The organism is Nocardioides sp. Z43_10 (assembly GCF_059766615.1).
In genome coordinates this window covers 348,193-370,841 of record NZ_JCBAJY010000004.1, presented here as the reverse complement: position 1 = coordinate 370,841, position 22,649 = coordinate 348,193, and the positions used below count along the sequence as shown (strand labels likewise).

The window sequence follows — 22,649 nt, the reverse complement described above, 5'->3', positions numbered from 1 at the left end:
TCGCGAGGTCGCGGCGCCGCCGGGCTAGAAGCCCAGTCGGCGCAGCTGACGGGGGTCGCGCTGCCAGTCCTTGGCGATCTTGACGCGCAGGTCGAGGTAGACCGGGGTGCCGAGCAGCGCCTCGATCTGGTGCCGCGCGGCGGTGCCCACCTCGCGCAGCCGGGCCCCCTTGTGGCCGATCATGATCCCCTTCTGGGAGTCGCGCTCCACGAAGAGGTTGGCGTGGATGTCCAGCAGCGGCTTGTCGTCGGGACGGCCCTCGCGCAGGCCCATCTCCTCGACCACCACCGCGATCGAGTGCGGCAGCTCGTCGCGCACCCCCTCCAGGGAGGCCTCGCGGATCAGCTCCGCCACGATCGCCTCCTCCGGGGCGTCGCTGAGATCGCCGTCCGGGTAGAGCTGGGGCCCCTCGGGCAGCAGGCCGACCAGCAGGTCCTCCAGCAGCCGCACCTGGTCGCCGGCGACCGCGGAGACGGGCACGATCTCGGCCCACTCGGTGCCGGTCTCGGCGCCGAGGCGCTGGATGTCGAGCAGGTGGTTGGCGATCTGCTCGGGGGTGGCCAGGTCGGTCTTGGTCGCGATCGCGACCTTGATCGTGCGCTTGATCTTGCCCATCTCGTTGACGATGAACCGGTCGCCGGGGCCGATCCTCTCGTTGGCCGGGAAGCAGACCGCCACCACGTCGACCTCGGCCAGCGTGGTCTTGACCAGGTCGTTGAGCCGCTCGCCGAGCAGCGTGCGCGGCCGGTGCAGCCCGGGGGTGTCCACCAGGATCAGCTGCGCGTCCGGGCGGTGCACGATGCCGCGCACGACGGTGCGGGTGGTCTGCGGCTTGGAGCTGGTGATCACCACCTTGCTGCCCACCAGCGCGTTGGTCAGCGTGGACTTCCCCGCGTTCGGTCTGCCCACGAACGAGGCGAACCCGCTCTTGTGCGCGTTCTCGGGCTCGGTCATGGTCGTGCCTCTCCGTCACGGGCGGCGTCGTAGTCCGCCCAGATCTCTGCGTCGCTCTTGCCGGCGGCCTTGCCGGCCCGGTGGATCGGGCCCGGGTCCACCGCCCGGGGCTGGCGCTGGTGTCCCCCGCCGCGCCAGTAGCCCATCACGTCGTACGCCGTGGACGGCAGCCGCCGCACCCGCATCAGGTGCTTGCGGATCGCCCGCATCTGGGCGGACTCCCCGGCCATCCAGAAGTATCCCTCGCCCGCGGGCCAGTCGATCCCCTCGACGACCGCGGCCAGCGCGCTCTCGGCCTCGGCGGGCGGCCTGAGCCAGGTCACGTCGAGCCCGGCGGGCAGGTAACCGGCCAGGTCGTCGGGCACCTCGGCCCAGATCCGCAGGTCCACGTCGGCGCGCACGCTCTCGCTGATCCGGGCCATCGCCGGCAGGGCGGTGAGGTCGCCGACCAGCAGCAGCCAGCGCGCGTTCTCGGGCATCGCGAACGAGCCTCTGGCCTCGGTCACCGTCACCGTCTCGCCCACGCACTCGCCGCGCGCCCACTCGGTGACCAGGCCGGTGTCATGGACGACCACGTCGAGGACCATCTCGGCCCCGTCCCAGCTGCGCACCGTGTAGTAGCGGCTCTGGAACTGACCGGGCACGATCAGCCCGACCCACTCGTCGGGGGTCTGGGTGCTGCGGAAGGCCGCCAGCCCGGGTCCGCCCAGGACGAGGCGGACCAGGTGCTCGGAGAGCTGCTCGCGCCGCAGCACCTGTGCGTCGTACGTCAGGGCTCGGGTGCTCACCGGCCAAGGTTAGGGCGTGGCGCACCCCCGGGCCCAACCCGGCCCGGCCGCTACCAGGTCGGACGCAGGCCGAAGCCGGAGCGGCCCTGTTCGTCGGTGCGGGTGGCGAGCACCTGGTGCAGCTGGATCTGGTTGCGCTCGAAGCCGATCCTCGAGCCGGTCAGGTAGACGCCCCAGGCCCGTGCCGTGCCCTCGCCCACCTCCGCGACGCACTCGTCCCAGTGCTCCACGAGGTTGCGCGACCAGCCGGCCAGCGTGAGCGCGTAGTGCTCGCGCAGGTTCTCCGCGTGCTGCACCTCGAGCCCGGCGTTCTGAGCCTCGGTGATGATCCGCCCGGAGCCGGTCAGCTCCCCGTCGGGGAAGATGTAGCGGTCGATGAACGCGCCGGTCGGCTGGGGCCGGTTGTGCGCGCGGGTGATGCAGTGGTTGAGCAGCCGCCCCTGCGGGCGCAGCCGGTCGCGCAGGAAGGCGAAGTAGGCCGGGTAGTTGCGCACCCCGATGTGCTCGGTCAGCCCGATCGAGCTGACCGCGTCGAACCCCGACTCCACCACCTCGCGGTAGTCCAGGTGGCGCACCTCGGCCAGGTCGGCGAGCCCGGCCCGGTCGATGGCCTCCTTCGCCCAGGTGGCCTGCTGCCGCGACAGCGTCACGCCCAGCGCCCGGACGCCGTACTCGCGGGCGGCGTGCAGGACCATCCCGCCCCAGCCGCAGCCCACGTCGAGCAGCCGCTGGCCGGGGCGCAGGTCGAGCTTGCGTGCGACCAGGTCGTGCTTCTCGCGCTGGGCGTCCTCCAGGGTGACGTCCGCGGTCGGGTACAGCGCGCAGGTGTAGGTCATCGACGGCCCGAGCACCAGCTCGTAGAACCGGTTGGAGACGTCGTAGTGGTGGCCGATCGCGTCCGCGTCGCGGGCGCGCGGGTGGCGCACTCCCTCGACCACGCGACGCCAGCGGGGCAGGTGCTCCTGGGGCGGGGGCGGCAGCGGGCGCAGGTGCTGCAGCCCCAGCCCGCGCAGCACCCGCAGCGCCTCGGCCGGTGTCGGCCGGCGCAGGCGCTCGGTGCTCAGCAGCCGTTGCAGCGCCTCGTAGGGATCCCCCGGATGCACGCCGCGCAGCTCGAGGTCCCCGCTCACGTAGGCACGGGTCAGGCCGAGGTCCCCGGGGGCGGTGAGCAGGTAGGACAGGCCGCGCTCGTTGCGCAGGTGCATGGCCACCGGCGCGTCGGCCGGGCCGGCGCTGCTGCCGTCGTAGGCGGTGAAGCGGACATTCAGGCTCTCGGGCATCAGGGTGCCGAATGCCTCGCCGATGCTCAGGTCCTCGGATGTGCTCATCTGCTTCTCACCGCCTTGTCGAAGAGGGTCGTCAGCCGGTCGTCGGGGTCGTAGCGGCCCTTCACCGCAGCCAGCCGCTCACCGTGGTAGAGCCGGTCGAAGGTGGCGGGGTCGTAGAACGCCTCGGAGTAGAGCGACTTGTGCCCGCCGAGCTCGTGCACGCGGGCCTCGATGGCCCGGTTCAAAGGTGCCTGCGGGGCGTCCTCGCCGACCGGGACGGTGCCCCAGAACCCGACGTTGACGTAGGTCCTCGCAGGCTCGAGCGGGTACGACGACCAGCTGTGGGCGGTGCCGGGCCCGCCGGGCTCGCGCAGCCGCAGCGGGCACAGCCAGACCGGGCGCATCGAGACCTCGGCGTCGAACCACTCCAGGAACTCCGCCAGCCGGTCCAGCGGGACCTCGACGTCCTGGACCACCCGCTCGCGCCGGGGCCGGCCCGCGCGCCGGTCCAGCCGGTCCACGACCCCCAGCCGACGGTCCAGCCCGACCAGCCGGTGGTAGACCTCCGAGCGGCGCCAGCGCCGGGGCCAGACCCGGCGCACCCGGGGGTCGTGCAGCCCGAACGCCCCCGAGCACCAGAACCAGTCGGTGTCCCAGCGCCAGAGGTAGTCGTGGATCGTGAGCAGGTCCCGCTCGCGCTCGCGGATCGAGCGGTAGTAGATCTGCTGGCCGGTGTAGTCGCTGGGCGCCGTGGGGTCCGGACCGGGGTCGTGGGTCCAGGTCGCCAGGGTCAGGTAGAGCTCCTCGGGCGAGAAGGCGGTGCCGTCGAGGGCGTCCACCGGCTGCGCGTGCCAGGCGCGGGTGGCGACGATCTCCTCGAGCGCCTCGGCGAGCCGCTTGGCGTCGTCGAAGCGGACGTGGCGCAGCGCGACGTAGGAGGCGACGGGCTCCAGCTCGATGGCCAGCCGGACGGCGTAGCCGAGCGAGCCGTAGGAGTTGGGGAAGGCGTCGAAGAGGTCGGCGTGCTCACCGTCGGCGCGCGCGGTGACGACCTCGCCGGCGCCGGTGAGCACGTCCATCTCCCGCACCGACTCGTGCGGCAGCCCGTTGCGGAAGCTGGTGGACTCGATGCCCAGCCCGGTGACCGCCCCGCCGAGGGTGATCGTGCGCAGCTGCGGCACGACGAGCGGGATCAGGCCGTGCCGCAGGGTGAGCGCGGTCAGGTCCTCGTAGGTGCACATCCCCTGCACCTGCGCGACCCGAGCCTCGGCGTCGACCTCGATCACCGCGCCGAGCCCGCTCACGTCCAGGCCGGTGTCGGCCGCGGCCCGGGGCCGGAACAGGTTGGAGGTCCGCTTGGCGAGCCGGACGGGTGCGCCCGGCGGCAGCGCGTCGTACGACTCCAGGAGTCGTGCGACCGCGGCACGGTGGCTCTCCCACCCGATTGCGGAGCTCACCTCTGGCACAGTAGCGAGCCCGGGTCGTCCGCGCATCACCTCATCGCGGGCCGATTCCGCTGCCGGGGGCCGCGCTGAGGGCGCCCCTCAGGAGCGGTACGTCGCCGCCAGGGCGCCGCGGGGGTCCCCGAGGTGGAGCGGGATCCCGGGGCCGGCCAGGTCGGCGAGCGCGGCGAGGTCGGGCGAGGTCGGCTCGGTCGCCTCGCCCAGCAGCACGGCCGCCTCCAGGCCACGGGCACCGGAGGCGACGGCCATCGCGACGCACACCTGCAGCGCCGACAGCTGCAGCGAGGGCAGGTCCACGGTGGCCGCGGCGTAGGTGCGCCCGTCGGCGTCGCGGACCGCGGCGCCCTCCGCCGCCCGCACCCGGGCGCGGGTGGTCCGGGCCAGGGTGACCAGCTTCTGGTCCTCGGCGGCGAGCGGCTGCGGCGGGGTCTCAGGCATGCGCGTCAGGGTAGTGCTCGAGCGTCGCGGACCGCTCCTCGGCGGTCTCCGGCTCCTCGGCCACCGGGCTGATCAGCACCGTCGAGATCCGGTTGCGGCGCCCGGTCGGCGCCTCGGCCTCGAAGCGCAGCCCGTGCACCACGACGCTGGACCCCGGGATCGGCACCCGGCCCAGGTGCTTGGCCATCAGGCCGCCCACGCTGTCGACGTCCTCGTCCTCCACGTCGATGCCGAAGAGCTCGTCGAGGTCGCCGATCGGGTAGCGCGAGGAGACCCGGGTCAGGCCCGAGGGCAGCGTCTCCACCTCGATCCCGGCCTCGTCGTACTCGTCGGTGATCTCGCCGACGATCTCCTCGAGGATGTCCTCGATCGTGATCAGCCCCGCGGTCCCGCCGTACTCGTCCACGACCACGGCGATGTGCTGGCGGCGCGCCTGCATCTCCGAGAGCAGCTCGTCGACCGGCTTGGAGTCCGGCACGAAGTGCGCCGGGCGCATCCGGGTCTCGATCCGCTCGGCGATGTCGATGCCCGGCTCCTCGAACTCCCGCTGCGCGACGTCCTTGAGATAGGCGAAGCCGACGATCTCGTCGAGGTTCTCCCCCACCACCGGCAGCCGGGAGAACCCGCTGCGCAGGAACAGGCTCATCGTCTGGCGCAGGTTCTTGTAGCGCTCGATGTAGACCACGTCGGTGCGCGGCACCATCACCTCGCGCGCGGAGGTGTCCCCGAGCTCGAAGACGGAGTGGATCATCTTGCGCTCGCCGGACTCGATCACCGCGGAGGCCTCGGCGAGGTCGACCAGCTCGCGCAGCTCGGTCTCGGTGGAGAACGGGCCCTCGCGGAACCCCTTGCCGGGGGTGATCGCGTTGCCGAGCAGGATCAGCAGGCGCGGCAGCGGCCCCAGCACCGTGGTGACCACGCTCAGCGGCAGCGCCGAGAGCAGCGCGATCCGCTCCGCGTGCTGGCGTCCCAGGGTGCGCGGCGCGACGCCGATCACCACGAACGAGACGACCAGCATCGAACCGGTGGCGACCAGCACGGCCGGCCACCAGGCCCCGTCGAAGGCGTCGTGGACCTGCAGCGCGACCAGCACGATCGCGGAGGTCTCGCACAGCAGCCGCAGCAGCAGCGCGGTGTTGAGGTAGCGCGGCGGGTCGTCGAGCAGCGTCAGCAGCCGCTTGGCGCCCGGGCGCCCCTCGGCCACGAGCTGCTCGGCGCGGGCGTGGGAGAAGGCGCCCACCGCGGCGTCGGCCGCGGAGAACAGCCCGGCGAGAAGCACCAGCGCGGACGCCGAGAGCACCAGCCAGACGTCGGAGGGGATCATCGGCGGCTCGTCAGGATCGGGCGCGCCACGCGGCGAGCAGCTCGTCCTGCAGCCCGAACATCTCCTTGTGCTCCTCCGGCTCGGCGTGGTCGTAGCCGAGGAGGTGCAGGATCCCGTGCACGGTGAGCAGCTCGAGCTCGGCGAGCGTGCCGTGCCCGGCCGTCTCGCCCTGGCGCGCGGCGACGTCGGGGCACAGCACCAGGTCGCCCAGCACCCCCTCCTCGGGCTCCTCGTTGACCAGGCCGGGGCGCAGCTCGTCCATCGGGAAGGCGAGCACGTCGGTGGGCCCCTCCTTCTCCATCCACTGCGCGTTGAGCTGGGCGATGGTGGGCTCGTCGACCGCCTTGATGCACAGCTCGGCCATCGGGTGCACCCGCATCCGGTCCATCACGAAGCGCGCGAGCGCGGAGAGGTGGGCGACGTCCAGGCCGTGACCCGACTCGTCGAGGATCTCGATGCTCACCGCCGGCCCTCCTTCAGCTCGCCGCGGGCGTCGGCCTCGTCGTAGGCCGCCACGATCCGCCCGACCAGGCGGTGGCGTACGACGTCGGAGCTGGTGAGCCGGTTGAAGACGATGTCGTCGACGTCGCCGAGGATGCCCTCGATGACGCGCAGCCCGGACTTCACGCCGCCCGGCAGGTCCACCTGGGTGACGTCGCCGGTGACCACGATCTTGGAGCCGAAGCCCAGCCGGGTGAGGAACATCTTCATCTGCTCGGGCGAGGTGTTCTGCGCCTCGTCGAGGATGATGAACGCGTCGTTGAGGGTGCGCCCGCGCATGTACGCCAGCGGCGCCACCTCGATGGTGCCGGCGGCGAGCAGCTTGGGGATCGTCTCGGGGTCGATCATGTCGTGCAGCGCGTCGTAGAGCGGGCGCAGGTAGGGGTCGATCTTCTCGCTGAGGGTGCCGGGCAGGAACCCGAGCCGCTCGCCGGCCTCGACCGCCGGGCGGGTCAGGATGATCCGGGTGACCTGCTTGGCCTGCAGCGCCTGGACCGCCTTGGCCATCGCCAGGTAGGTCTTGCCGGTGCCGGCCGGGCCGATGCCGAAGGTGATGGTGTGCTTGTCGATGGAGTCGACGTAGCGCTTCTGGTTCAGCGTCTTGGGCCGGATCGTGCGCCCGCGGTTGGAGAGGATGTTGAGGCTCAGCACGTCGGCGGGCCGCTCGGTGGTCTCGGCGCGCAGCATGTCGATCGCTCGCTCGACGGTCTCGGGGGTGATCCCCTGACCGGTGCGGATGATCGTCACCACCTCGTCGAGGAGCCGCTCGGCGAGCGCGACCTCGCCGGGCTCGCCCTCCAGGGTGATCTGGTTGCCGCGCACGTGGATGTCGGCGGCGAAGGCCTTCTCGACCAGGCCCAGGTGCTCGTCGCCGGGCCCGAGCAGGCTCACCATGTTGATGCTGGCGGGGACGGTCACGGTGTGACGGACCACGTTGGTCGTGCTGTCCGGCTTGTCGCGCTGCGTGTCAGTCATGGATGCCCGGGCGGGCGGCCTTCCTGTAGGCGGTCGGGCGCACCTGGTCGTGGCGCCCCGTCCATGCTACGTGGTCCGCCGAGCCGGAGGCCCGCGACTTTGCCGCCACCGGCGCGCTCAGCCGGGAGGCCAGGCGAGCGGGCGACCGCCCAGCACGTGCAGATGCGCGTGGAAGACCGTCTGGCCGGCGGCCGCACCGGTGTTGAAGACGCTGCGGTAGCCGCCCTCGAGCCCCTCGGCCTCGGCGATCTCGGCCGCCGCCCGGTGCAGGTCGGCGAGCACGGTCGGCTCGGCGGCGGCCAGCGCCGCAGCGTCGGCGTGGTGGCTGCGCGGCACGACCAGCACGTGGGTGGGCGCCTGGGCGTTGATGTCGCGGAAGGCGAGGGTGGTCTCGCTCTCGTGCACGATCGTCGCGGGCACCGCGCCGGCGACGATGCCGCAGAACAGGCAGTCGGGGGAGGCAGTCATGTCTCACACCTTAGGGGCGTGTCAACCGCGTCCGGGCCCGGCGCGTCCCACTACCGTGATGACCCATGCGCCCCTCACGTCACGGAGCCTCGCGGTGACCCCGCGACCGGACTCCCCGGGCCAGGGCCCGGCGTGGGGGGACGCCGACACCGCACTGGAGCAGCTCTACGCCGTGCACTGGCGCCAGTTGGTCCGGCTCTCGGTGCTGCTGGTGCGCGAGCCGGCCACCGCCGAGGAGGTCGTCCAGGACGCGTTCGTCGCGGTGCACGCCCGCTGGTCGAGGCTGCGCGACCCCGACAAGGCGCTGGCCTACCTGCGTCAGAGCGTCGTCAACCGCTCCCGGTCGGTGCTGCGCCACGGCGCCGTGGTCGATCGCCACGTACGGCGTGAGGCCGCGGCACCGGCGGGGTACGCGCCGGGCGCGGACGCGGGCGCGCTGGCCGCCGCACGCCGTACCGCCGTGCTGGACGCGATGCGTGCCCTGCCCCAGCGCCAGCGCGAGGTGCTGGCGCTGCGCTACTACCTCGACCTGTCCGAGGCCGAGATCGCGGCGACCCTGGGGATCAGCCGCGGCGCGGTCAAGAGCCATGCCTCGCGCGGCGCCGCCGCCCTGCGTCCGTTGCTGGAGGAGCACCGATGAGCCACCGCCCGCCCGGGCCCGACGACCGTCCCCTCGACCCGTCCCCGCAGGACGCGGCGCTCGGCGAGCTGCTCTCCGGAGCGGTCTCGGACATCGAGCCCGCTCACCGCCTCGACTCCATCCGCAACCGAACGAAGGTGACCCCCATGAGCAGTCGACGTCCCTGGCTCTACGCCGTCGGCGGCGCCGCCGGTGCGACCGCCGCGGTGATCGTCGCCGTCGCGGTGTTCGGCGGGCAGCTGGGCGGCGGGGACGACGCCCCGGCCTCGGCGGACGCCAGCCGGCCGGCCACCAGCGCCGCGGCGCCCGAGTCACCCGAGTCACCCGAGACGCCGACCGGGACGCCCGCGGGCAGCCCCAGCCAGACGCCGTCGGCCGGGTCGGCCGTGGTGCCGGTCTACTTCGCCGCGGACGCGCCCCAGGGCCCGCGGCTGTTCCGGGAGTTCCAGCAGACGACCGAGCCCGACCTCGGCCTGGCCGCCGCGACGCTGACGATCGCCGGCACGGCCGACGACCCCGACTACCGCACCCTGTGGCCGGCCGGCGCCTCCGTGCGCGCGGTCACCGCCGAGGGCCAGGAGCCGGACGTCGTCACCGTCGACCTCGCCGCGGGCCCGGACGTCGCCCTGGGCGAGCGGCCCTCGGGCATGTCCCAGCAGGAGGCGTCGCTGGCCGTCGAGCAGCTGCTCTACACCGTCCAGGGCGCCCTGCAGGTGCGCGCGCCCGTGCAGCTCCTCCTCGACGGGCGGCCCAGCGCCACCGTCCTCGGGGTGAGCGCCGCGGAGCCGCTCACCCAGGGGGACCCGCTCGAGGTGCTCGCGCTGGCCAGTGTCACCGAGCCCGCCGAGGGCCAGCGGGTCTCCGGGTCGTTCACCGCCGAGGGCGTCGCCAGCTCCGTCGAGGCGACCGTCCCCTGGGAGATCCGTCAGGGCAGCACGGTCGTCGACAGTGGCTTCACGACCGCGGAGGGGTGGATGGACCGGCTCTACCCCTGGCGAGCCGAGATCGACGTCTCCGCGTTGGCGCCGGGGCGCTACACGTTCGCGGCGATGACCAACGACCCCAGCGGCGGCGAAGAGGGCTTCGGCCCCACCGAGGACACCCGCACGATCGTCGTGGAGTGAGTGCCGCCGGTCCGGTCCCCCACCGGCAGCGGCCCCGCCAGCACCGCACCAGCCAGCACCGCACCCGCTCTCCCCGCACCCGCTCTCCCGCACCAGATCAAAGGACGTCGATGAGACACCCCGCCCGCCCTGCCGCCACCGCGACCGCCGCCCTCGTGGCCGGCGCCCTCGCGCTCTCCCTGCTGAGCGGGTGCGGCGAGGACTCCGAGCCCCGGGCCGACCGCGGTCCCTCGGCGACCGGCACGCCGGCGCGCCCGGTGTCCCCGCCGCCGAGCGGCGCCTCGGCCGGCTCCCCGGATGCCTCCCCCGAGACCTCCCCCGACGACCGGGCCCAGCCACGGGTCAGCCGCTCCGCGCGTCCCGGCGCGCGCGGACAGGCGCCCGGGGCGGCCCGCCGGCGCGCCCCCGGCACGAGGCCCGAGACCGTCACCGTCCCGGTGTACTTCGTCGGGGACGCCCCCGGCGGCCCCCGGCTGTACCGCGAGCTGCGCCGGGTCGCCGCCGCCGACCCGGTCGGGGCCGCCGCCGCACTGACCACGACGGGCGAGGCGCTGGACCCCGACTACCGCTCGCTGTTCCCCGCGGGCGCGCTCGAGAGCGTCAGCCTCGAGGGCACCGGGCGGACCGGGCGCTACTCGGTGCGGCTCAGCGACCGGAGCTGGACGCAGCGTCCGGAGGCGATGACCCGCCGCCAGGCGCGGCTCGCCGTACAGCAGCTGGTCCGCACCCTCCAGGGCGCCGGGCGCTCACGCGCCCGGGTGAGGTTCCTGCTGGGGACCGAGCAGGTGCCGGTCCTCGGCCTGCAGCGCCGGCGCGGCTTCGCCGCCGCTCCTGCGCTGGACGTGCTGGCGCTGGCCAACGTCACCTGGCCACGCCACGGCCAGCGGGTCCGGGGCTCGTTCACCGCCCGGGGCCTGGCCAGCTCGTTCGAGGCCACCGTGCCGTGGGAGCTGCGGCGCCGTTCGCAGGTCGTGCGATCCGGCTTCGCGACCGCGGCCGGCTGGATGGACCGGCTCTACCCCTGGCAGGCCGAGATCGACGTGTCCGGGCTGGCTCCGGGCCGGTACACCTTCGTCGCCCTCACCGACGAGCCCTCCGGGGAGGGCGCCGGCCCCACTCGGGACACCAAGACGGTCGTCGTCAGGTAGCGCCGAGCCGCCCGCGGGTCAGGCCCAGCGCGGGGAGCCGGCGAGCAGGGCCGCGCAGGCGGCCACCCCGGCGGTGGAGGTGCGCAGGACCTCGTGGCCCAGCCGGACCGGACGGGCGCCCGCGGCCCCGAAGGCCGCGATCTCGTCCTCGGCGACGCCACCCTCGGGCCCCACCACCAGCACGACGCGGCCGCGGGTGGGCAGCGCCAGGCCGGCGATCGGCTCGACCGCCTCCTCGTGCAGCACGGCGGCCAGGTCGGCGGAGCCGATCAGGTCGACGACCTCCGCGGTCGAGGCCAGCTCGCGGACCTGCGGGAACCAGCTGCGCCGCGCCTGCTTGGCCGCCTCCCGGGAGGTGGCGCGCCACTTGGCCAGGGACTTGGCCGCCCGCTCGCCGCGCCACACCGCCACGCTGCGCGAGGCGGCCCAGGGCACCACGACGTCCGCGCCGATCTCGGTCAGCATCTCCACCGCCAGCTCGCCGCGCTCCCCTTTCGGGAGGGCCTGGACCACCACCAGCTCCGGGGCCGGCCGGGGCGAGACCTCGGCGGCCAGCACGGTCACGGTGAACAGCCGCTTGCCGGTGCCGACGACCTCGCCGGTGACGGCGGTGCCGGCGCCGTCGGTGAGCACGACCTGCTCCCCCACCCGCAGCCGCCGTACGGCGACCGCGTGGTGGGCCTCGTCACCGGTGACCTCGACCAGCCGGCCGGCCTCGGGGACCCCCGAGGCCGCCAGCTCGGGCAGGTGGTGGACCGGAAGCGTCATCTCCTGCTCAGCGGCCCTGGAAGGCGTTGCGCAGCCGGTCCTTCAGCGTGCGGTGCTGCCCCGGCCCGACGTTGCCGCTGGGCGCCTCCTCGCCGCGCAGCGCGGCGAGCTCGAAGAGCAGCTCCTTCTGGCGCTCGTCCAGGCGCGTCGGCGTCTCGACCACGACGGTGACCACGAGGTCGCCACGACCCAGCCCGCGCAGACCGGGGACGCCGCGCCCGCGCAGCACCTGCTCGGTGCCGGACTGGGTGCCGGGACGGATCTCGAGCTCGAACTCGGTCTCCAGGTCGGTCTGCTTGTCCTGGCCCTCGGCGAGCACGTCGGCCTCGAGCGTGGGCAGCGTCAGCGTGGTGCCGAGCGCGGCCGCGGTCACCGGCAGCGACACGGTGCAGTGCAGGTCGCTGCCCTCGCGGGTGAACACCTCGTGCGGCCGGACGTGGATCTCCACGTAGAGGTCCCCGGCCGGGCCGCCGCCGGGACCGACCTCGCCCTGCTCGGGCAGCTGCACCCGGGTCCCGGTGTCGACGCCGGCCGGGATCTTCACGGTCAGGTTGCGGCGCGAGCGGATCCGTCCGTCGCCGGAGCAGTCGCGGCAGGGCTCGGGGATGATCGAGCCGAAGCCGCGGCAGGCCGGGCAGGGGCGCAGCGTGCGGATCTCGCCGAGGAAGGAGCGCTGGACCTGGGCGACCTCGCCCGCGCCACGGCAGGTCTCGCAGGTCACCGGCTCGCTGCCCGGGGCGGCTCCGTCGCCGTGACAGGTGGTGCAGACCACGGCTGTGTCGACCTTGAGCTCGTGGGTGACGCCGAACGCCGCCTCGGCCAGGTCGATCTCGAGCCGGATGAGCGCGTCCTGCCCCCGCCGCACGCGCGGGCGCGGACCGCGGCCGCCGCCCTGGCCGCCGGGAGCGTTGCCCCCGAAGAAGGCGTCCATGATGTCGGTGAAGGAGAAGCCCGCCCCCTGGCCGAAGCCGCCGTCCCCGCCGCCGAAGGGATCGCCACCGCGGTCGTAGGCCGCCCGCTTCTGCGGGTCGGAGAGCACCTCGTAGGCGCGCGAGACCTCCTTGAAGCGCTCCTGGGTCTCCGGGTCCGGGTTCACGTCCGGGTGAAGCTGCCGGGCAAGGCGCCGGTAGGCCTTCTTGATGGCGTCGGGGTCCGCGTCGCGGTCGACGCCGAGGAGCTCGTAGAGGTCCTGACTCAAGGTGGGGTTCCTGTTCTGCTGCTGGTTGCTGGCTGGTGGCGGCTGCTGGAGCGGTCAGGCCTCGTCGAGGATCCGCGAGACGTAGCGGGCCACGGCCCGCACCGAGGCCATCGTGCCCGGGTAGTCCATCCGGGTCGGTCCGACGATGCCCAGGGTGGCCAGGGCCTGCTCCCCGGGCCCGTACCCGGTGGCGACGACGCTGGTGCTGGCGAGCTCCTGGTAAGGGCCCTCGTGGCCGATCCGCACGGTGACGGCCCCGCCGCTGGTCGCCTCGCCGAGGAGCTTGAGCAGCACCACGTGCTCCTCGAGGACCTCGAGCATGGGACGGATCGCGGTGTCGAAGCCCTCGCCGAAGCGGGCGAGGTTGGCGGCTCCCCCGACCGCGACCCGCTCGTCGGAGCGGTGGTCGGACATCGCCTCGACCAGCGTGGCCACCACCTGCGCGGTCACCGCGTTGTCGTCGTGGGGCACCTCGTCGGCGAGCGCGTCGAGCGCGGCGGTGGCCTGGGAGATCTGCTCCCCGGTGGCCGCCCGGTTGACGCGGGTGCGCAGCGCGGCGAGCTGCTCCTCACCGATCGGCTCGGTCAGCTCGACGAGGCGCTGCTCGACCCGGCCGGTGCTGAGGATCAGCACCGCCAGCAGCCGGCAGGGCGTCAGCGCGACGAGCTCGACGTGACGCACGGTGCTGCGCGAGAGGGTGGGGTACTGCACGACGGCGACCTGCCGGGTGAGCTGGGCCAGCAGCCGCACGCTGCGCTGGACGACGTCGTCGAGGTCGACGGCGCCGTCGAGGAACGTCGCGATCGCGCGCCGCTCGGCGGCGCTCATCGGCTTGAGGGTGGTGAGCCGGTCCACGAACAGCCGGTAGCCCTTGTCGGTCGGCACCCGGCCTGCGCTGGTGTGCGGCTGGGTGATGAACCCCTCCTCCTCCAGCACGGCCATGTCGTTGCGCACCGTCGCCGGCGAGACACCGAGCCCGTGTCGCTCCACCAGGGCCTTGGACCCCACCGGCTCCTCGGTCGCCACGTAGTCCTCGACGATGGCACGCAGGACGGCGAGTCTGCGGTCCTCGACCATGTCACGCCTCCCTTCGGTCCGACGATGCTGAGCGCGTTGGCACTCATCCCTACTGAGTGCCAAGACTACAAGCCCGCGAGACAGCACTGGTGTTCCGGTGCAAGTGAGGTTAGGCTCCCCTAAGTCAATGAGGAGACCGATGACCACCACCCAGCAGCCCCATGACCCGAGCACGCTGGCCGGACAGGCCCGCTCGGTGCTCTCGTGCCCCGCCGCCGCCTCCCTGGAGGTCGAGGGACTCAGCCACCTCGACGACATCGTCGACCTCGCGGTCCGCGACACCTCCGGGGTGCCGACGTTCACCTGCCCGGCCGACAGCGCGCTGGCGCTGGCCGCCGGCTGCGGGCGCGCGGCCCGCCTCACCCTCGCGGCGGAGTCGGGCAGCACGCTGTCCTCGATCACCCTCTCCGGGACCCTGCGCCTGCGCCCGGTGGGCCGCGGGCACGCGCCCGGCCCGCCGTCGTTCCTGGTCGAGCTGGACCTGGATGCGGTCAGTGCGCGGACCGCGCGGTCCTCGCACGGGGTCTCCCTGGATCACTTCCGCAGCACCGAGCACGACCTGAACGACGGGTACCTGCGGCGCGTGGTCGAGCACGCCAACCAGGGCCACCCCGCCGAGCTGCGCCACACCGTGACCACGGCTCTCGGCCTGCGCGCGGGCAGCGTGGCCGGCGCCGCCATCGCCGACCTGACCCGCGACGGCGTCGAGGTGCACTGGATCGACGTCGACGGTGCGCACACCTACCGGCTCTGGTTCCCGCGGCCGGCCCGCAGTCGCGCCGAGCTCGGCGCCCTGCTCAGCCGCGAGCTCGGCTCCGGCCTCGGCTGAGAGCCCCTCCCCCACCCACCGGCCGGCGCGCGCCTAGGGTGGTGAGATGAGGTTCACCGAGGTGGCCGACCGGGTCTGGGTCGCGCGCTATGCATGGTTCGACGTCAACGTCACCGCGATCGGCGGCGAGCACGGGCTCCTGGTCGTGGACACCCACGCCTCGAGCGCGGCAGCGGGCGAGGTCGTCGCCGACCTGCGGGCCCTGGGCGCCGGCGACGTGGTGGCCGTGGTGAACACCCACGAGCACTTCGACCACACCTTCGGCAACGCGGCGATGCGCGCGGCGTACGGCGCGGTGCCGATCCACGCGCACCAGGACGCCGCGGCCGCCACCGTGAGCGCCGGCGAGCGGATCAAGCAGGCCTACCGCGACGACCCGGACGACCCGCACCGCGAGGAGGTGCTGGCGACCGAGATCGTCGCCGCGGACCACACCTTCTCCTCGGTCTGGCCCCTCGACCTCGGCGGCGGCCGCGTGGTCGAGCTGATCCACCCCGGCAAGGGCCACACCGCCGGCGACGTGGTGGTGCGCGTGCCCGACGTCGACGTGCTGCTCGCCGGCGACCTCGTCGAGGAGTCCGGCGTGCCGGGCTTCGGCGCGGACTGCCACCCGATGGAGTGGCCGCTGGCGCTCGACCTGACCCTGAACCTGCTCACCGCCTCCACGGTCGTCGTCCCCGGCCACGGCGCACCGGTGGACAAGGAGTTCGTGGAGGAGCAGCGCGCCGCGATCGGCGTGGTGGCGGAGACCATCCGCGACCTGTCCACCCGCGGCGTGCCCGTCGACGAGGCGCTCGCCGCCGCCGAGTGGCCCTACCCGCGCGAGGACCTGGCCCACGCCGTACGACGCGGGTATGCGCACCTGCCGCGCGCCCAGCGCAACCTGCCCCTGGTCTGAGCGCGCCCGGGCCGGCCACGCGTCGAGCTCAGCCCTCGAGCAGGCCGGCCGCCACGAAGGCGCGCTGGTAGATCTCGAGGATCACCGGCTCCTTGCCCGCGTTGTAGTCCATCACCAGCTGCGACTGCGCGTCCGCCGTCTGCGCGGCCGCCCGCTTGGCGCGGGCGTAGCGCTCCCGATCGCCGGCGTCGGCGCGCAGCCAGTCACGGAAGATCCGGTGCCGGAGCGGCTCGGGACTGTCCGGGCCGAACACGTGGACCTGCCCCGCGGGCCGCTCGCTGCGCAGCATCCGATGCCCGTGCCACCACGGCTCACGCACGCGCAGCTCGAACCCGGCCGCCTCCAGAGCGGGCAGATAGGCCGCCTCGCGGTCGGGGTCGGCGAGGGTGAGGTCGATGTCGATGACCGGCTTGGCGATCAGCCCCGGGACCGCGGTCGAGCCGACGTGGGTCAGGTCGAGGACCCGGGTGCCCAGCGCGGCCCGGATCCGCGAGGCGAGCTCCTCGTAGCGCCGCGCCCAGGCCGGATCGGGCGCGGCCAGCTCCACCCCGACCGAGGGCCCCGATCCGGGGACCCACGGCGACCGCCCGGGCGGGGGCGGCTCGTCGCGGAAGGTGACGATGTCGAGGCGGCTGGGCATGCCCACGACGCTAACCGCTTCCGGCGTGCCGCGTGGAGTGGGTCTCACCGGCGTGCCCTGCCCGGCCATGAGGCTCGCGCGCCCTAGCGTTGCCCGGTGACCTCCCGCGATCGCTACGGAACCAACGTCCTCAACACCGACTGGCGCGCGCCCAAGCGCGGCCGCGCCGTGGAGACCGAGGCCGAGCTCGGCCTGGTCGTCGAGGAGGTGACCACCGACTGGTGCGGCGAGGTCGTCGCGATCGACCGCGACATCCGCACCCTGACCCTGGAGGACCGGCGCGGCAAGCGCCGCACGTTCCCGCTCGGGCCGGGCTTCCTGCTCGAGGGCAAGCCGGTCATCCTCACGCCCCCGACCCGGCTCAAGGCTCCCGCGAAGCCGACCCGCACCGCGTCCGGCTCGGTCGCCGTGCACGACGCCCCGGCCCGGGTGGCCCGGCAGAGCCGGATCTTCGTCGAGGGCCGCCACGACGCCGAGCTGGTGGAGAAGGTGTGGGGCGACGACCTGCGCATCGAGGGCGTGGTGGTGGAGTACCTGGGCGGCGTGGACGACCTCGCCGACCACCTGCGCGACTTCCGCCCCGGCCCGGACCGCAAGGTGGGCGTGCTCGTGGACCACCTGGTCAAGGGCTCCAAGGAGAGCCGGATCGCGCAGGGCATCGCCCGCTCGCCGGTCGGCAAGCACGTGCTGATCGTCGGCCACCCCTTCATCGACGTGTGGCAGGCGGTCAAGCCCGACCGCCTCGGCCTGCAGCAGTGGCCGACGATCCCGCGCAGCATCGAGTGGAAGAAGGGCATCTGCCAGCACATGGGCTGGCCGCACCGCGACCAGGCCGACATCGCGCGCGCCTGGAAGCACGTGCTGTCCAAGGTCGGCTCGTTCGCCGACCTCGAGCCCGAGCTGCTCGGCCGGGTCGAGGAGCTCATCGACTTCGTGACGGCGCCCTGACCCGGACGGGTCACGGGCGCCGCCGGCCCGTCGGGGGTCAGCCCCGCAGCGGACGGCCCTCGGCGTCGAGCGGGTTGCCGACCAGCATCATGATCCCGTCGATGAAGGGCCACAGCGAGCCCACGCCGCAGGTGAAGATCGTGACCAGCAGCTGGGCCACGCCGGTGCGGCTGTCGCCGATGTAGAAGCGGCCGATGCCCAGCGGGATCAGGATCTGCAGCAGCCCCGCGACCAGCTTCGACTTGTCCGAGTAGGGCATCCCGCTGACCGGGTGCACGCCGTACGGCGCCGGGACGCCCATCCCCGGCCCGTAGCCCGGCGCGCCGTAGGGAGGCTGGCCGTAGCCGGGCTGGCCGTAGCCGGGCTGGGGCGCCCCGTACGGCGGCGGCGGGGCGCTGTGCGGCTGCTCGGGCGACGGCTCGGGCTCGTCGGAGGGGTGCTTGCTGAAGTCGGGGCCTGGGCTCATGCTCCGACCTTAGTGTGCCGACGCCGCGCCGAGGGGCGATCACACCGAAGTCCGGGGGCGTTCGGGGCAACCCCGAGCCCCCGCCCGGGGTCGGCTCAGGGCAGCAGGTCGCGCACCACCGCGTCGGCCAGCAGCCGGCCCCGGGTGGTCAGCACCAGCCGGTCCCCCTCGGGGACCACCAGCCCCCGGGCGACCAGGTCGGGCACGGCCGCCCGGCCCGCCGCGTCGAGCACCTCGAGGGGCAGCCCAGCGCGCAGCCGGATCTCCAGCAGCACCCGCTCGACGCGTCGGTCCTCGGCGCCGAGGACCTCGCGCGCCTGGGCGGGGCTGACGTCGTCGGACAGCCGCGCCGCGTAGGCGGCCGGGTGGCGCACGTTCCACCACCGCACCCCACCGACGTGGGAGTGGGCGCCGGGGCCGGCGCCCCACCAGTCGGCGCCGGTCCAGTAGAGGACGTTGTGCCGGCACTGGCTGCGCTCGCGGCGCGCCCAGTTCGAGACCTCGTACCAGTGCAGCCCGTCGGCGGCGAGGACCTCGTCGGCGAGGAGGTACTTGTCGGCGAGGTCGTCGTCGTCGGGCATCGGGATCTCGCCGCGGCGCACCTGACGCGCCAGCGCGGTGCCGTCCTCGACGATCAGCGCGTAGGCGGACACATGGTCGGGGCCGCACGCCAGCGCCGCCTCCAGCGAGGTGCGCCAGTCGGCCAGCGACTCCCCCGGCGTGCCGTAGATGAGGTCCAGGCTCACCTCGTCGAAGCCGGCCCGGCGGGCCTCCTCGACCACCCGCGGCACCCGCAGCGGGTCGTGGGTGCGGTCCAGGGTGGCCAGCACGTGCGGCACCGCCGACTGCATCCCGAACGAGAGCCGGGTGAACCCCGCCTCCCGCAGCGCCGCCAGGCTCGCCGGGGTGACGCTGTCGGGGTTGGCCTCGGTGGTGATCTCGGCGCCCGCCACGAGGCCGAACTCGTCACGGATCGCCTGCAGCACCCGGGCCAGGTCACCGGGCTCGATCAGCGTCGGGGTGCCGCCGCCGAGGAAGACCGTCTCGACCGGGACGTCACGCTCGCCCAGCACGCGGCGCGCGCGGCGTACCTCCGCGACCACGCCGTCGGCGTACGACGCCCGCGAGGCGCCCGGCGCCGAGGAGACCGGGCCCAGCTCGGAGACGGTGTAGGTGTTGAAGTCGCAGTAGCCGCACCGGACCCGGCAGAACGGCACGTGGACGTAGAACCCGAAGGGACGTGCGCCCACCCCCTCCAGAGCGGAGTCCGGCAGCGAGCCGTCCGCGGGCACGGGCTCGCCGGGAGGAGGAGTGGAGGGCACGCCCCCCATCCTCCCACCGGCGTCGGACCGGCCGTCAGCCGGTCAACCTCCTCAGGAGGAGGCGTAGAGGCGCTCGATGGCCTCTCGGTTGTTCGCCTCCACGACCTTGCGCTTGACCTTCATCGAGGGGGTGAGCTCACCGGACTCGATGCTGAGGTCGTGGTCGAGCACCAGGTGCTTCTTGATCGTCTCCCAGCGGTTGAGGCGGGCGTTGAGCTGCTCGACGTACCCGTCGACCATCTTCTGCACGGCCTCGGAGCGCACGATGTCGGTGTAGGAGGCGCCCTCCATCCCGTTGCGCGCACCCCAGTCGGCCATCGCCTCGGGGTCGAGCGTCACCAGCGCCACGCAGTAGTTGCGGTCGTTGCCGTGCACCAGGAACTGGCTGGCGTAGGGGCAGATCGCCTTGAACTGCGACTCGATCGAGGAGGGGGCGATGTACTTGCCGCCCGAGGTCTTGAACAGGTCCTTCTTGCGGTCGGTGATCTTGAGGAAGCCCTCCGCGTCGAGCTCGCCGATGTCACCGGTGTGCAGCCAGCCGTCCTGCAGCGTCTCGGCGGTCTGCTCGGGGAGATTGTGGTAGCCCTCCATCACGTGCGGGCCGCGGATCAGCACCTCGCCGTCGGCGGCGATCTTGACCTCGGAGCCGGGGAAGGGGGTGCCGACCGTGCCGAAGCGGTAGTTCTCCGGGTGGTTGACGAAGGCGCCGGCCGAGGTCTCGGTCAGCCCGTAGCCCTCCAGCACCACGATGCCCGCGGCGTGGAACCACTCGGCGACCTCCTGGTTGAGGGCCGCGGCGCCGGAGATGAAGAACCGGACGCGTCCACCGAAGCGGTCGCGGACCTTGGCGAAGACCAGCTTGTCCAGCACTCCGTGCTGGAGCTTGAGGCCCAGCGGGATCGACTTGCCCTCGCGGTTGCGGCGGTCCACCTCGAGGCCGACCTTGAAGGCCTGGGTGAACAGCTTCTCCTTCACCCCGCCCTCGGCGGCCTGCATGGTGATGATCTTGCCGTGGGCCTTCTCGAAGATCCGCGGGGCCGCGCCCATGAAGGTGGGCTTGACGATGGCCAGGTTCTCGATGATCCGGTCGATGCGCCCGTCGATGGCGGTGGCGAAGCCGCAGGCCATCTGGGTGGAGAGCAGCACCTTGCCGAAGCTGTGCGCCATCGGCAGCCACAGGAACTGCAGGTCGTCCTCGAACAGCGTGCCCTGCGCCTTGATCGCCTCGCCCTCGAAGACCCAGGAGGAGTGCCGCAGCCGCACGCCCTTGGGGCGTCCGGTGGTGCCGGAGGTGTAGATCAGCGTCGCGAGCTGGTCGGGGCGGATCGACTCGGCCATCGCCCGGATCGCGTCCGGGTGCTCGGCGAGGTAGCCCTGGCCGAGCTTGGCGAGCTCGTCGAGCGAGATCACCCAGTCCCCGTCGGTGGTGCCGTCGAAGGTGATGATCTTGGCGACGTGCGGCAGCTCGGCGCGGTTCGCGGTGAGCTTCGCGATCTGCTCGTCGTCCTCGGCGAACACCACGCGGCTCTCGGAGTCGCTGAGGATGTACGCCGTGTCGTCGGCGTTGGTGGTCGGGTACACCGTGGTGGTGGCCGCGCCGGCGGACATGATCGCCAGGTCGGCCAGGATCCACTCGTAGCGGGTGTTGGAGGAGATGCCGGCGCGCTGCTCGGGCTCGATGCCCAGGGCCATCAGGCCGGCGGCCAGCTCGGCGACGCGGTCCCCCACCTCCCGCCAGGTGACCGAGACCCACTCCTCGCCCCGCGGGAAGCGGTAGGCCTCGCGCGCGGCCGAGGTCTCGACCCGGTCGAGGAACTGGGCGGCGACGTTGCGCGGCATGGTGTCCAGGAAGGACGCATCATTCGTGATCGGCATCGGGGTTCCCTCTCCTCCCGCGGGCCCCCACCGGTGTGAGGCTGCCCACAGACTGCGATGTCCGTAACCTAGATCACAATGACCCTCGATGGGAGCAGAATCCACGCGCGTCTCACCAGTTCTACCTGCCGGTAGCCAGCACCGAGTCGGTGAGCGCTTCCGCACAGTGGAAGCCGATGCTCGCGCGTGGCGCCGGCGGGTTGGACCGTGACGGAGCGCACCCTGGAGCGGTCGCGCCCGACGACCGCCCGTCTCGGCGAGGAGAGCCATGCCCACCGAATCCGCACCCCCCTCCGCCCACCCGGGCCCGAGGACCGGCCGCCGCGCCGCGTCCACCGGGTTCTGGCCGGTCCTGCTCTGCTGGATCGCCGTCGCCCTCGACGGGTTCGACCTCGTCGTGCTCGGGGCCGTCATCCCGACCCTGTCGAAGACCGGAGCGCTCGACTTCACCGACTCCTCGCTGACGCTGGCCTCCACGATCGGCTTGGTCGGCGTCGGCATCGGGGCGGTGACGATCGGCCCGCTCACCGACCGGTTCGGCCGACGCACCAGCCTGATCGGCTCGATCGCGGGCTTCTCGCTGCTGACCCTGGCCGTGGCGTTCGCCCCCAACGTCACCGTGTTCATCGTGCTGCGCTTCCTGGCCGGGCTCGGGCTCGGCGCCTGCCTGCCGACCGCGCTCGCCTACATGTCCGAGTACGCCCCGCCCGGACGGGGCGGCTCCGCGATGACCCGGATGATGACCGGCTACCACGTCGGCGCGGTGCTGACCGCGCTGCTGGCGCTGTGGCTGGTGGACGCGTTCGGCTGGGAGTCGATGTTCGTCGTCGGCGGTGTGGCGGGGCTGCTCACCGTGCCGCTGATGTGGGCCAAGCTGCCCGAGTCCGAGACCTTCCTGGCCGCGACCCAGACTCGCCGCGAGGGTGGAGCCGTCGCCTCGGTGGGCACCGCGGACGTGGTGCGCGGACGCTACCTGCGGATCAGCCTCGGGCTGTGGGTCGCCTCGTTCATGGGCCTGCTGCTGGTCTACGGCCTCAACACCTGGCTGCCCAAGATCATGGGCGAGGCCGGCTACTCGATCGAGGCCGGCACCGGCCTGCTGCTGGTGCTCAACGTCGGCGCGGTGATCGGCCTGGTGGTCGCCGGCGCGATCGCCGACCAGCGCGGCAACAAGCCGACGGTGCTGGCCTGGTTCGGGCTCTCCGCGATCTTCCTGGCGCTGCTGTCGGTGCGGATGGACAGCTCGCTGCTGGTCTACGCCGCGGTGATGCTCGCCGGGATCTTCGCCTTCAGCGCCCAGGTGCTCGTCTACGCGTTCGTCGGCCACCTGTACCCACCGAACATCCGGGGCACCGCGCTGGGCATGTCCGCCGGCGTGGGGCGCGTCGGCGCGATCGTCGGACCGTTCCTGGGCGGGGCCATGGTGACCGCCGGGATCGCCTACCCGTGGGGCTTCTACGCCTTCGCCGTCGCCGCGCTCCTGGCGGTGCTGGCGCTGGCCACCGTCCCGGCCCACGCCGACACCGAGGCCTGAGGG

Annotated in this window: 23 protein-coding genes; 7 read left to right on the top strand and 16 right to left on the bottom strand. The window is 73.4% G+C overall.

The window, feature by feature from the left end:
• Window positions 1-24: 24 nt before the first annotated feature.
• From era to AC6EI4_RS10025, 9 genes are all read right to left on the bottom strand, one after another.
• Complete coding sequence (gene era / locus AC6EI4_RS10065; protein WP_498422623.1) at window positions 25-954, bottom strand: GTPase Era; 930 nt, start codon at window positions 952-954, stop codon at window positions 25-27.
• Window positions 951-1,742, bottom strand: a complete 792-nt coding sequence (locus AC6EI4_RS10060) for a siderophore-interacting protein (protein ID WP_498451356.1) — start codon at window positions 1,740-1,742, stop codon at window positions 951-953. Before AC6EI4_RS10060 ends, era begins: the two co-directional genes overlap by 4 nt.
• 50 nt (window positions 1,743-1,792) lie before the next feature.
• Window positions 1,793-3,070 carry a class I SAM-dependent methyltransferase gene (locus tag AC6EI4_RS10055; RefSeq protein WP_498451355.1) on the bottom strand — a complete coding sequence of 426 codons (1,278 nt, stop codon included), beginning with the start codon at window positions 3,068-3,070 and terminating at the stop codon, window positions 1,793-1,795.
• A complete protein-coding gene (locus AC6EI4_RS10050; RefSeq protein WP_498451354.1) occupies window positions 3,067-4,467 on the bottom strand; it encodes an FAD-binding oxidoreductase in 1,401 nt (466 codons plus the stop codon). Before AC6EI4_RS10050 ends, AC6EI4_RS10055 begins: the two co-directional genes overlap by 4 nt.
• 87 nt (window positions 4,468-4,554) lie before the next feature.
• Complete coding sequence (locus AC6EI4_RS10045) at window positions 4,555-4,911, bottom strand: cytidine deaminase-like protein (protein ID WP_498422618.1); 357 nt, start codon at window positions 4,909-4,911, stop codon at window positions 4,555-4,557.
• Entirely contained in the window at window positions 4,904-6,235 is a 1,332-nt protein-coding gene (locus AC6EI4_RS10040) for a hemolysin family protein (RefSeq protein ID WP_498422617.1), read from the bottom strand. Before AC6EI4_RS10040 ends, AC6EI4_RS10045 begins: the two co-directional genes overlap by 8 nt.
• A 10-nt stretch (window positions 6,236-6,245) precedes the next feature.
• Window positions 6,246-6,698, bottom strand: a complete 453-nt coding sequence (gene ybeY, locus AC6EI4_RS10035; protein WP_498422616.1) for an rRNA maturation RNase YbeY — start codon at window positions 6,696-6,698, stop codon at window positions 6,246-6,248.
• The gene (locus tag AC6EI4_RS10030; protein WP_498422615.1) at window positions 6,695-7,711 is read right to left on the bottom strand and encodes a PhoH family protein; all 1,017 of its coding nucleotides are present in this window, start codon (window positions 7,709-7,711) and stop codon (window positions 6,695-6,697) included. Before AC6EI4_RS10030 ends, ybeY begins: the two co-directional genes overlap by 4 nt.
• Window positions 7,712-7,828: 117 nt before the next feature.
• The gene (locus AC6EI4_RS10025; RefSeq protein ID WP_498422613.1) at window positions 7,829-8,179 is read right to left on the bottom strand and encodes an HIT domain-containing protein; all 351 of its coding nucleotides are present in this window, start codon (window positions 8,177-8,179) and stop codon (window positions 7,829-7,831) included.
• Window positions 8,180-8,273: 94 nt separating this feature from the next.
• On the opposite strand from AC6EI4_RS10025, the gene AC6EI4_RS10020 reads away from it, so the two are divergent.
• The 3 genes from AC6EI4_RS10020 (at window position 8,274) to AC6EI4_RS10010 (ending at window position 11,091) form a co-directional block, all read left to right on the top strand.
• Entirely contained in the window at window positions 8,274-8,819 is a 546-nt protein-coding gene (locus AC6EI4_RS10020; RefSeq protein WP_498422610.1) for a SigE family RNA polymerase sigma factor, read from the top strand.
• The gene (locus tag AC6EI4_RS10015; RefSeq protein WP_498451353.1) at window positions 8,816-9,943 is read left to right on the top strand and encodes a Gmad2 immunoglobulin-like domain-containing protein; all 1,128 of its coding nucleotides are present in this window, start codon (window positions 8,816-8,818) and stop codon (window positions 9,941-9,943) included. The genes AC6EI4_RS10020 and AC6EI4_RS10015 overlap by 4 nt, the downstream gene beginning before the upstream one ends.
• A gap of 110 nt (window positions 9,944-10,053) precedes the next feature.
• Window positions 10,054-11,091, top strand: coding sequence for a Gmad2 immunoglobulin-like domain-containing protein (locus AC6EI4_RS10010; protein ID WP_498451352.1), 1,038 nt, complete (start codon window positions 10,054-10,056; stop codon window positions 11,089-11,091).
• 18 nt (window positions 11,092-11,109) lie between these two features.
• Here the strand turns inward: AC6EI4_RS10010 and AC6EI4_RS10005 are convergent, their stop codons facing one another.
• From AC6EI4_RS10005 to hrcA, 3 genes are read right to left on the bottom strand one after another with little or no spacing between them, the layout of a single operon-like run.
• On the bottom strand, window positions 11,110-11,859 hold the full coding sequence (locus AC6EI4_RS10005; RefSeq protein WP_498451351.1) for a 16S rRNA (uracil(1498)-N(3))-methyltransferase: 750 nt from the start codon (window positions 11,857-11,859) through the stop codon (window positions 11,110-11,112).
• 7 nt (window positions 11,860-11,866) lie between these two features.
• Window positions 11,867-13,057 carry a molecular chaperone DnaJ gene (dnaJ, locus tag AC6EI4_RS10000; protein WP_498422604.1) on the bottom strand — a complete coding sequence of 397 codons (1,191 nt, stop codon included), beginning with the start codon at window positions 13,055-13,057 and terminating at the stop codon, window positions 11,867-11,869.
• 54 nt (window positions 13,058-13,111) lie between these two features.
• Window positions 13,112-14,134, bottom strand: coding sequence for a heat-inducible transcriptional repressor HrcA (hrcA, locus tag AC6EI4_RS09995; protein WP_498422603.1), 1,023 nt, complete (start codon window positions 14,132-14,134; stop codon window positions 13,112-13,114).
• 139 nt (window positions 14,135-14,273) lie between these two features.
• On the opposite strand from hrcA, the gene AC6EI4_RS09990 reads away from it, so the two are divergent.
• Together AC6EI4_RS09990 and AC6EI4_RS09985 are read left to right on the top strand one after the other, a co-directional pair.
• A complete protein-coding gene (locus AC6EI4_RS09990; protein WP_498451350.1) occupies window positions 14,274-14,963 on the top strand; it encodes a DUF2470 domain-containing protein in 690 nt (229 codons plus the stop codon).
• Window positions 14,964-15,009: 46 nt separating this feature from the next.
• Window positions 15,010-15,861, top strand: coding sequence for an MBL fold metallo-hydrolase (locus AC6EI4_RS09985; protein ID WP_498451349.1), 852 nt, complete (start codon window positions 15,010-15,012; stop codon window positions 15,859-15,861).
• A 28-nt stretch (window positions 15,862-15,889) separates the two neighbouring features.
• Here the strand turns inward: AC6EI4_RS09985 and AC6EI4_RS09980 are convergent, their stop codons facing one another.
• Window positions 15,890-16,501, bottom strand: coding sequence for a GrpB family protein (locus tag AC6EI4_RS09980; protein WP_498451348.1), 612 nt, complete (start codon window positions 16,499-16,501; stop codon window positions 15,890-15,892).
• Between the two features lie 96 nt (window positions 16,502-16,597).
• Here AC6EI4_RS09980 and AC6EI4_RS09975 point away from each other — a divergent pair, with 96 nt between their 5' ends.
• On the top strand, window positions 16,598-17,449 hold the full coding sequence (locus AC6EI4_RS09975) for a DUF3097 domain-containing protein (RefSeq protein WP_498422599.1): 852 nt from the start codon (window positions 16,598-16,600) through the stop codon (window positions 17,447-17,449).
• A gap of 37 nt (window positions 17,450-17,486) precedes the next feature.
• On the opposite strand, the gene AC6EI4_RS09970 is transcribed toward AC6EI4_RS09975, so the two are convergent.
• From AC6EI4_RS09970 to AC6EI4_RS09960, 3 genes are all read right to left on the bottom strand, one after another.
• On the bottom strand, window positions 17,487-17,915 hold the full coding sequence (locus AC6EI4_RS09970) for a TM2 domain-containing protein (RefSeq protein ID WP_498451347.1): 429 nt from the start codon (window positions 17,913-17,915) through the stop codon (window positions 17,487-17,489).
• Window positions 17,916-18,010: 95 nt separating this feature from the next.
• A complete protein-coding gene (gene hemW / locus AC6EI4_RS09965; RefSeq protein WP_498451346.1) occupies window positions 18,011-19,237 on the bottom strand; it encodes a radical SAM family heme chaperone HemW in 1,227 nt (408 codons plus the stop codon).
• Window positions 19,238-19,288: 51 nt separating this feature from the next.
• Window positions 19,289-21,112 (bottom strand): AMP-dependent synthetase/ligase, encoded by a 1,824-nt coding sequence (locus AC6EI4_RS09960; protein WP_498422593.1) that lies wholly within the window; start codon window positions 21,110-21,112, stop codon window positions 19,289-19,291.
• A 268-nt stretch (window positions 21,113-21,380) separates the two neighbouring features.
• Here AC6EI4_RS09960 and AC6EI4_RS09955 point away from each other — a divergent pair, with 268 nt between their 5' ends.
• Window positions 21,381-22,646 (top strand): MFS transporter, encoded by a 1,266-nt coding sequence (locus AC6EI4_RS09955; RefSeq protein ID WP_498451345.1) that lies wholly within the window; start codon window positions 21,381-21,383, stop codon window positions 22,644-22,646.
• Window positions 22,647-22,649 lie beyond the last annotated feature (3 nt).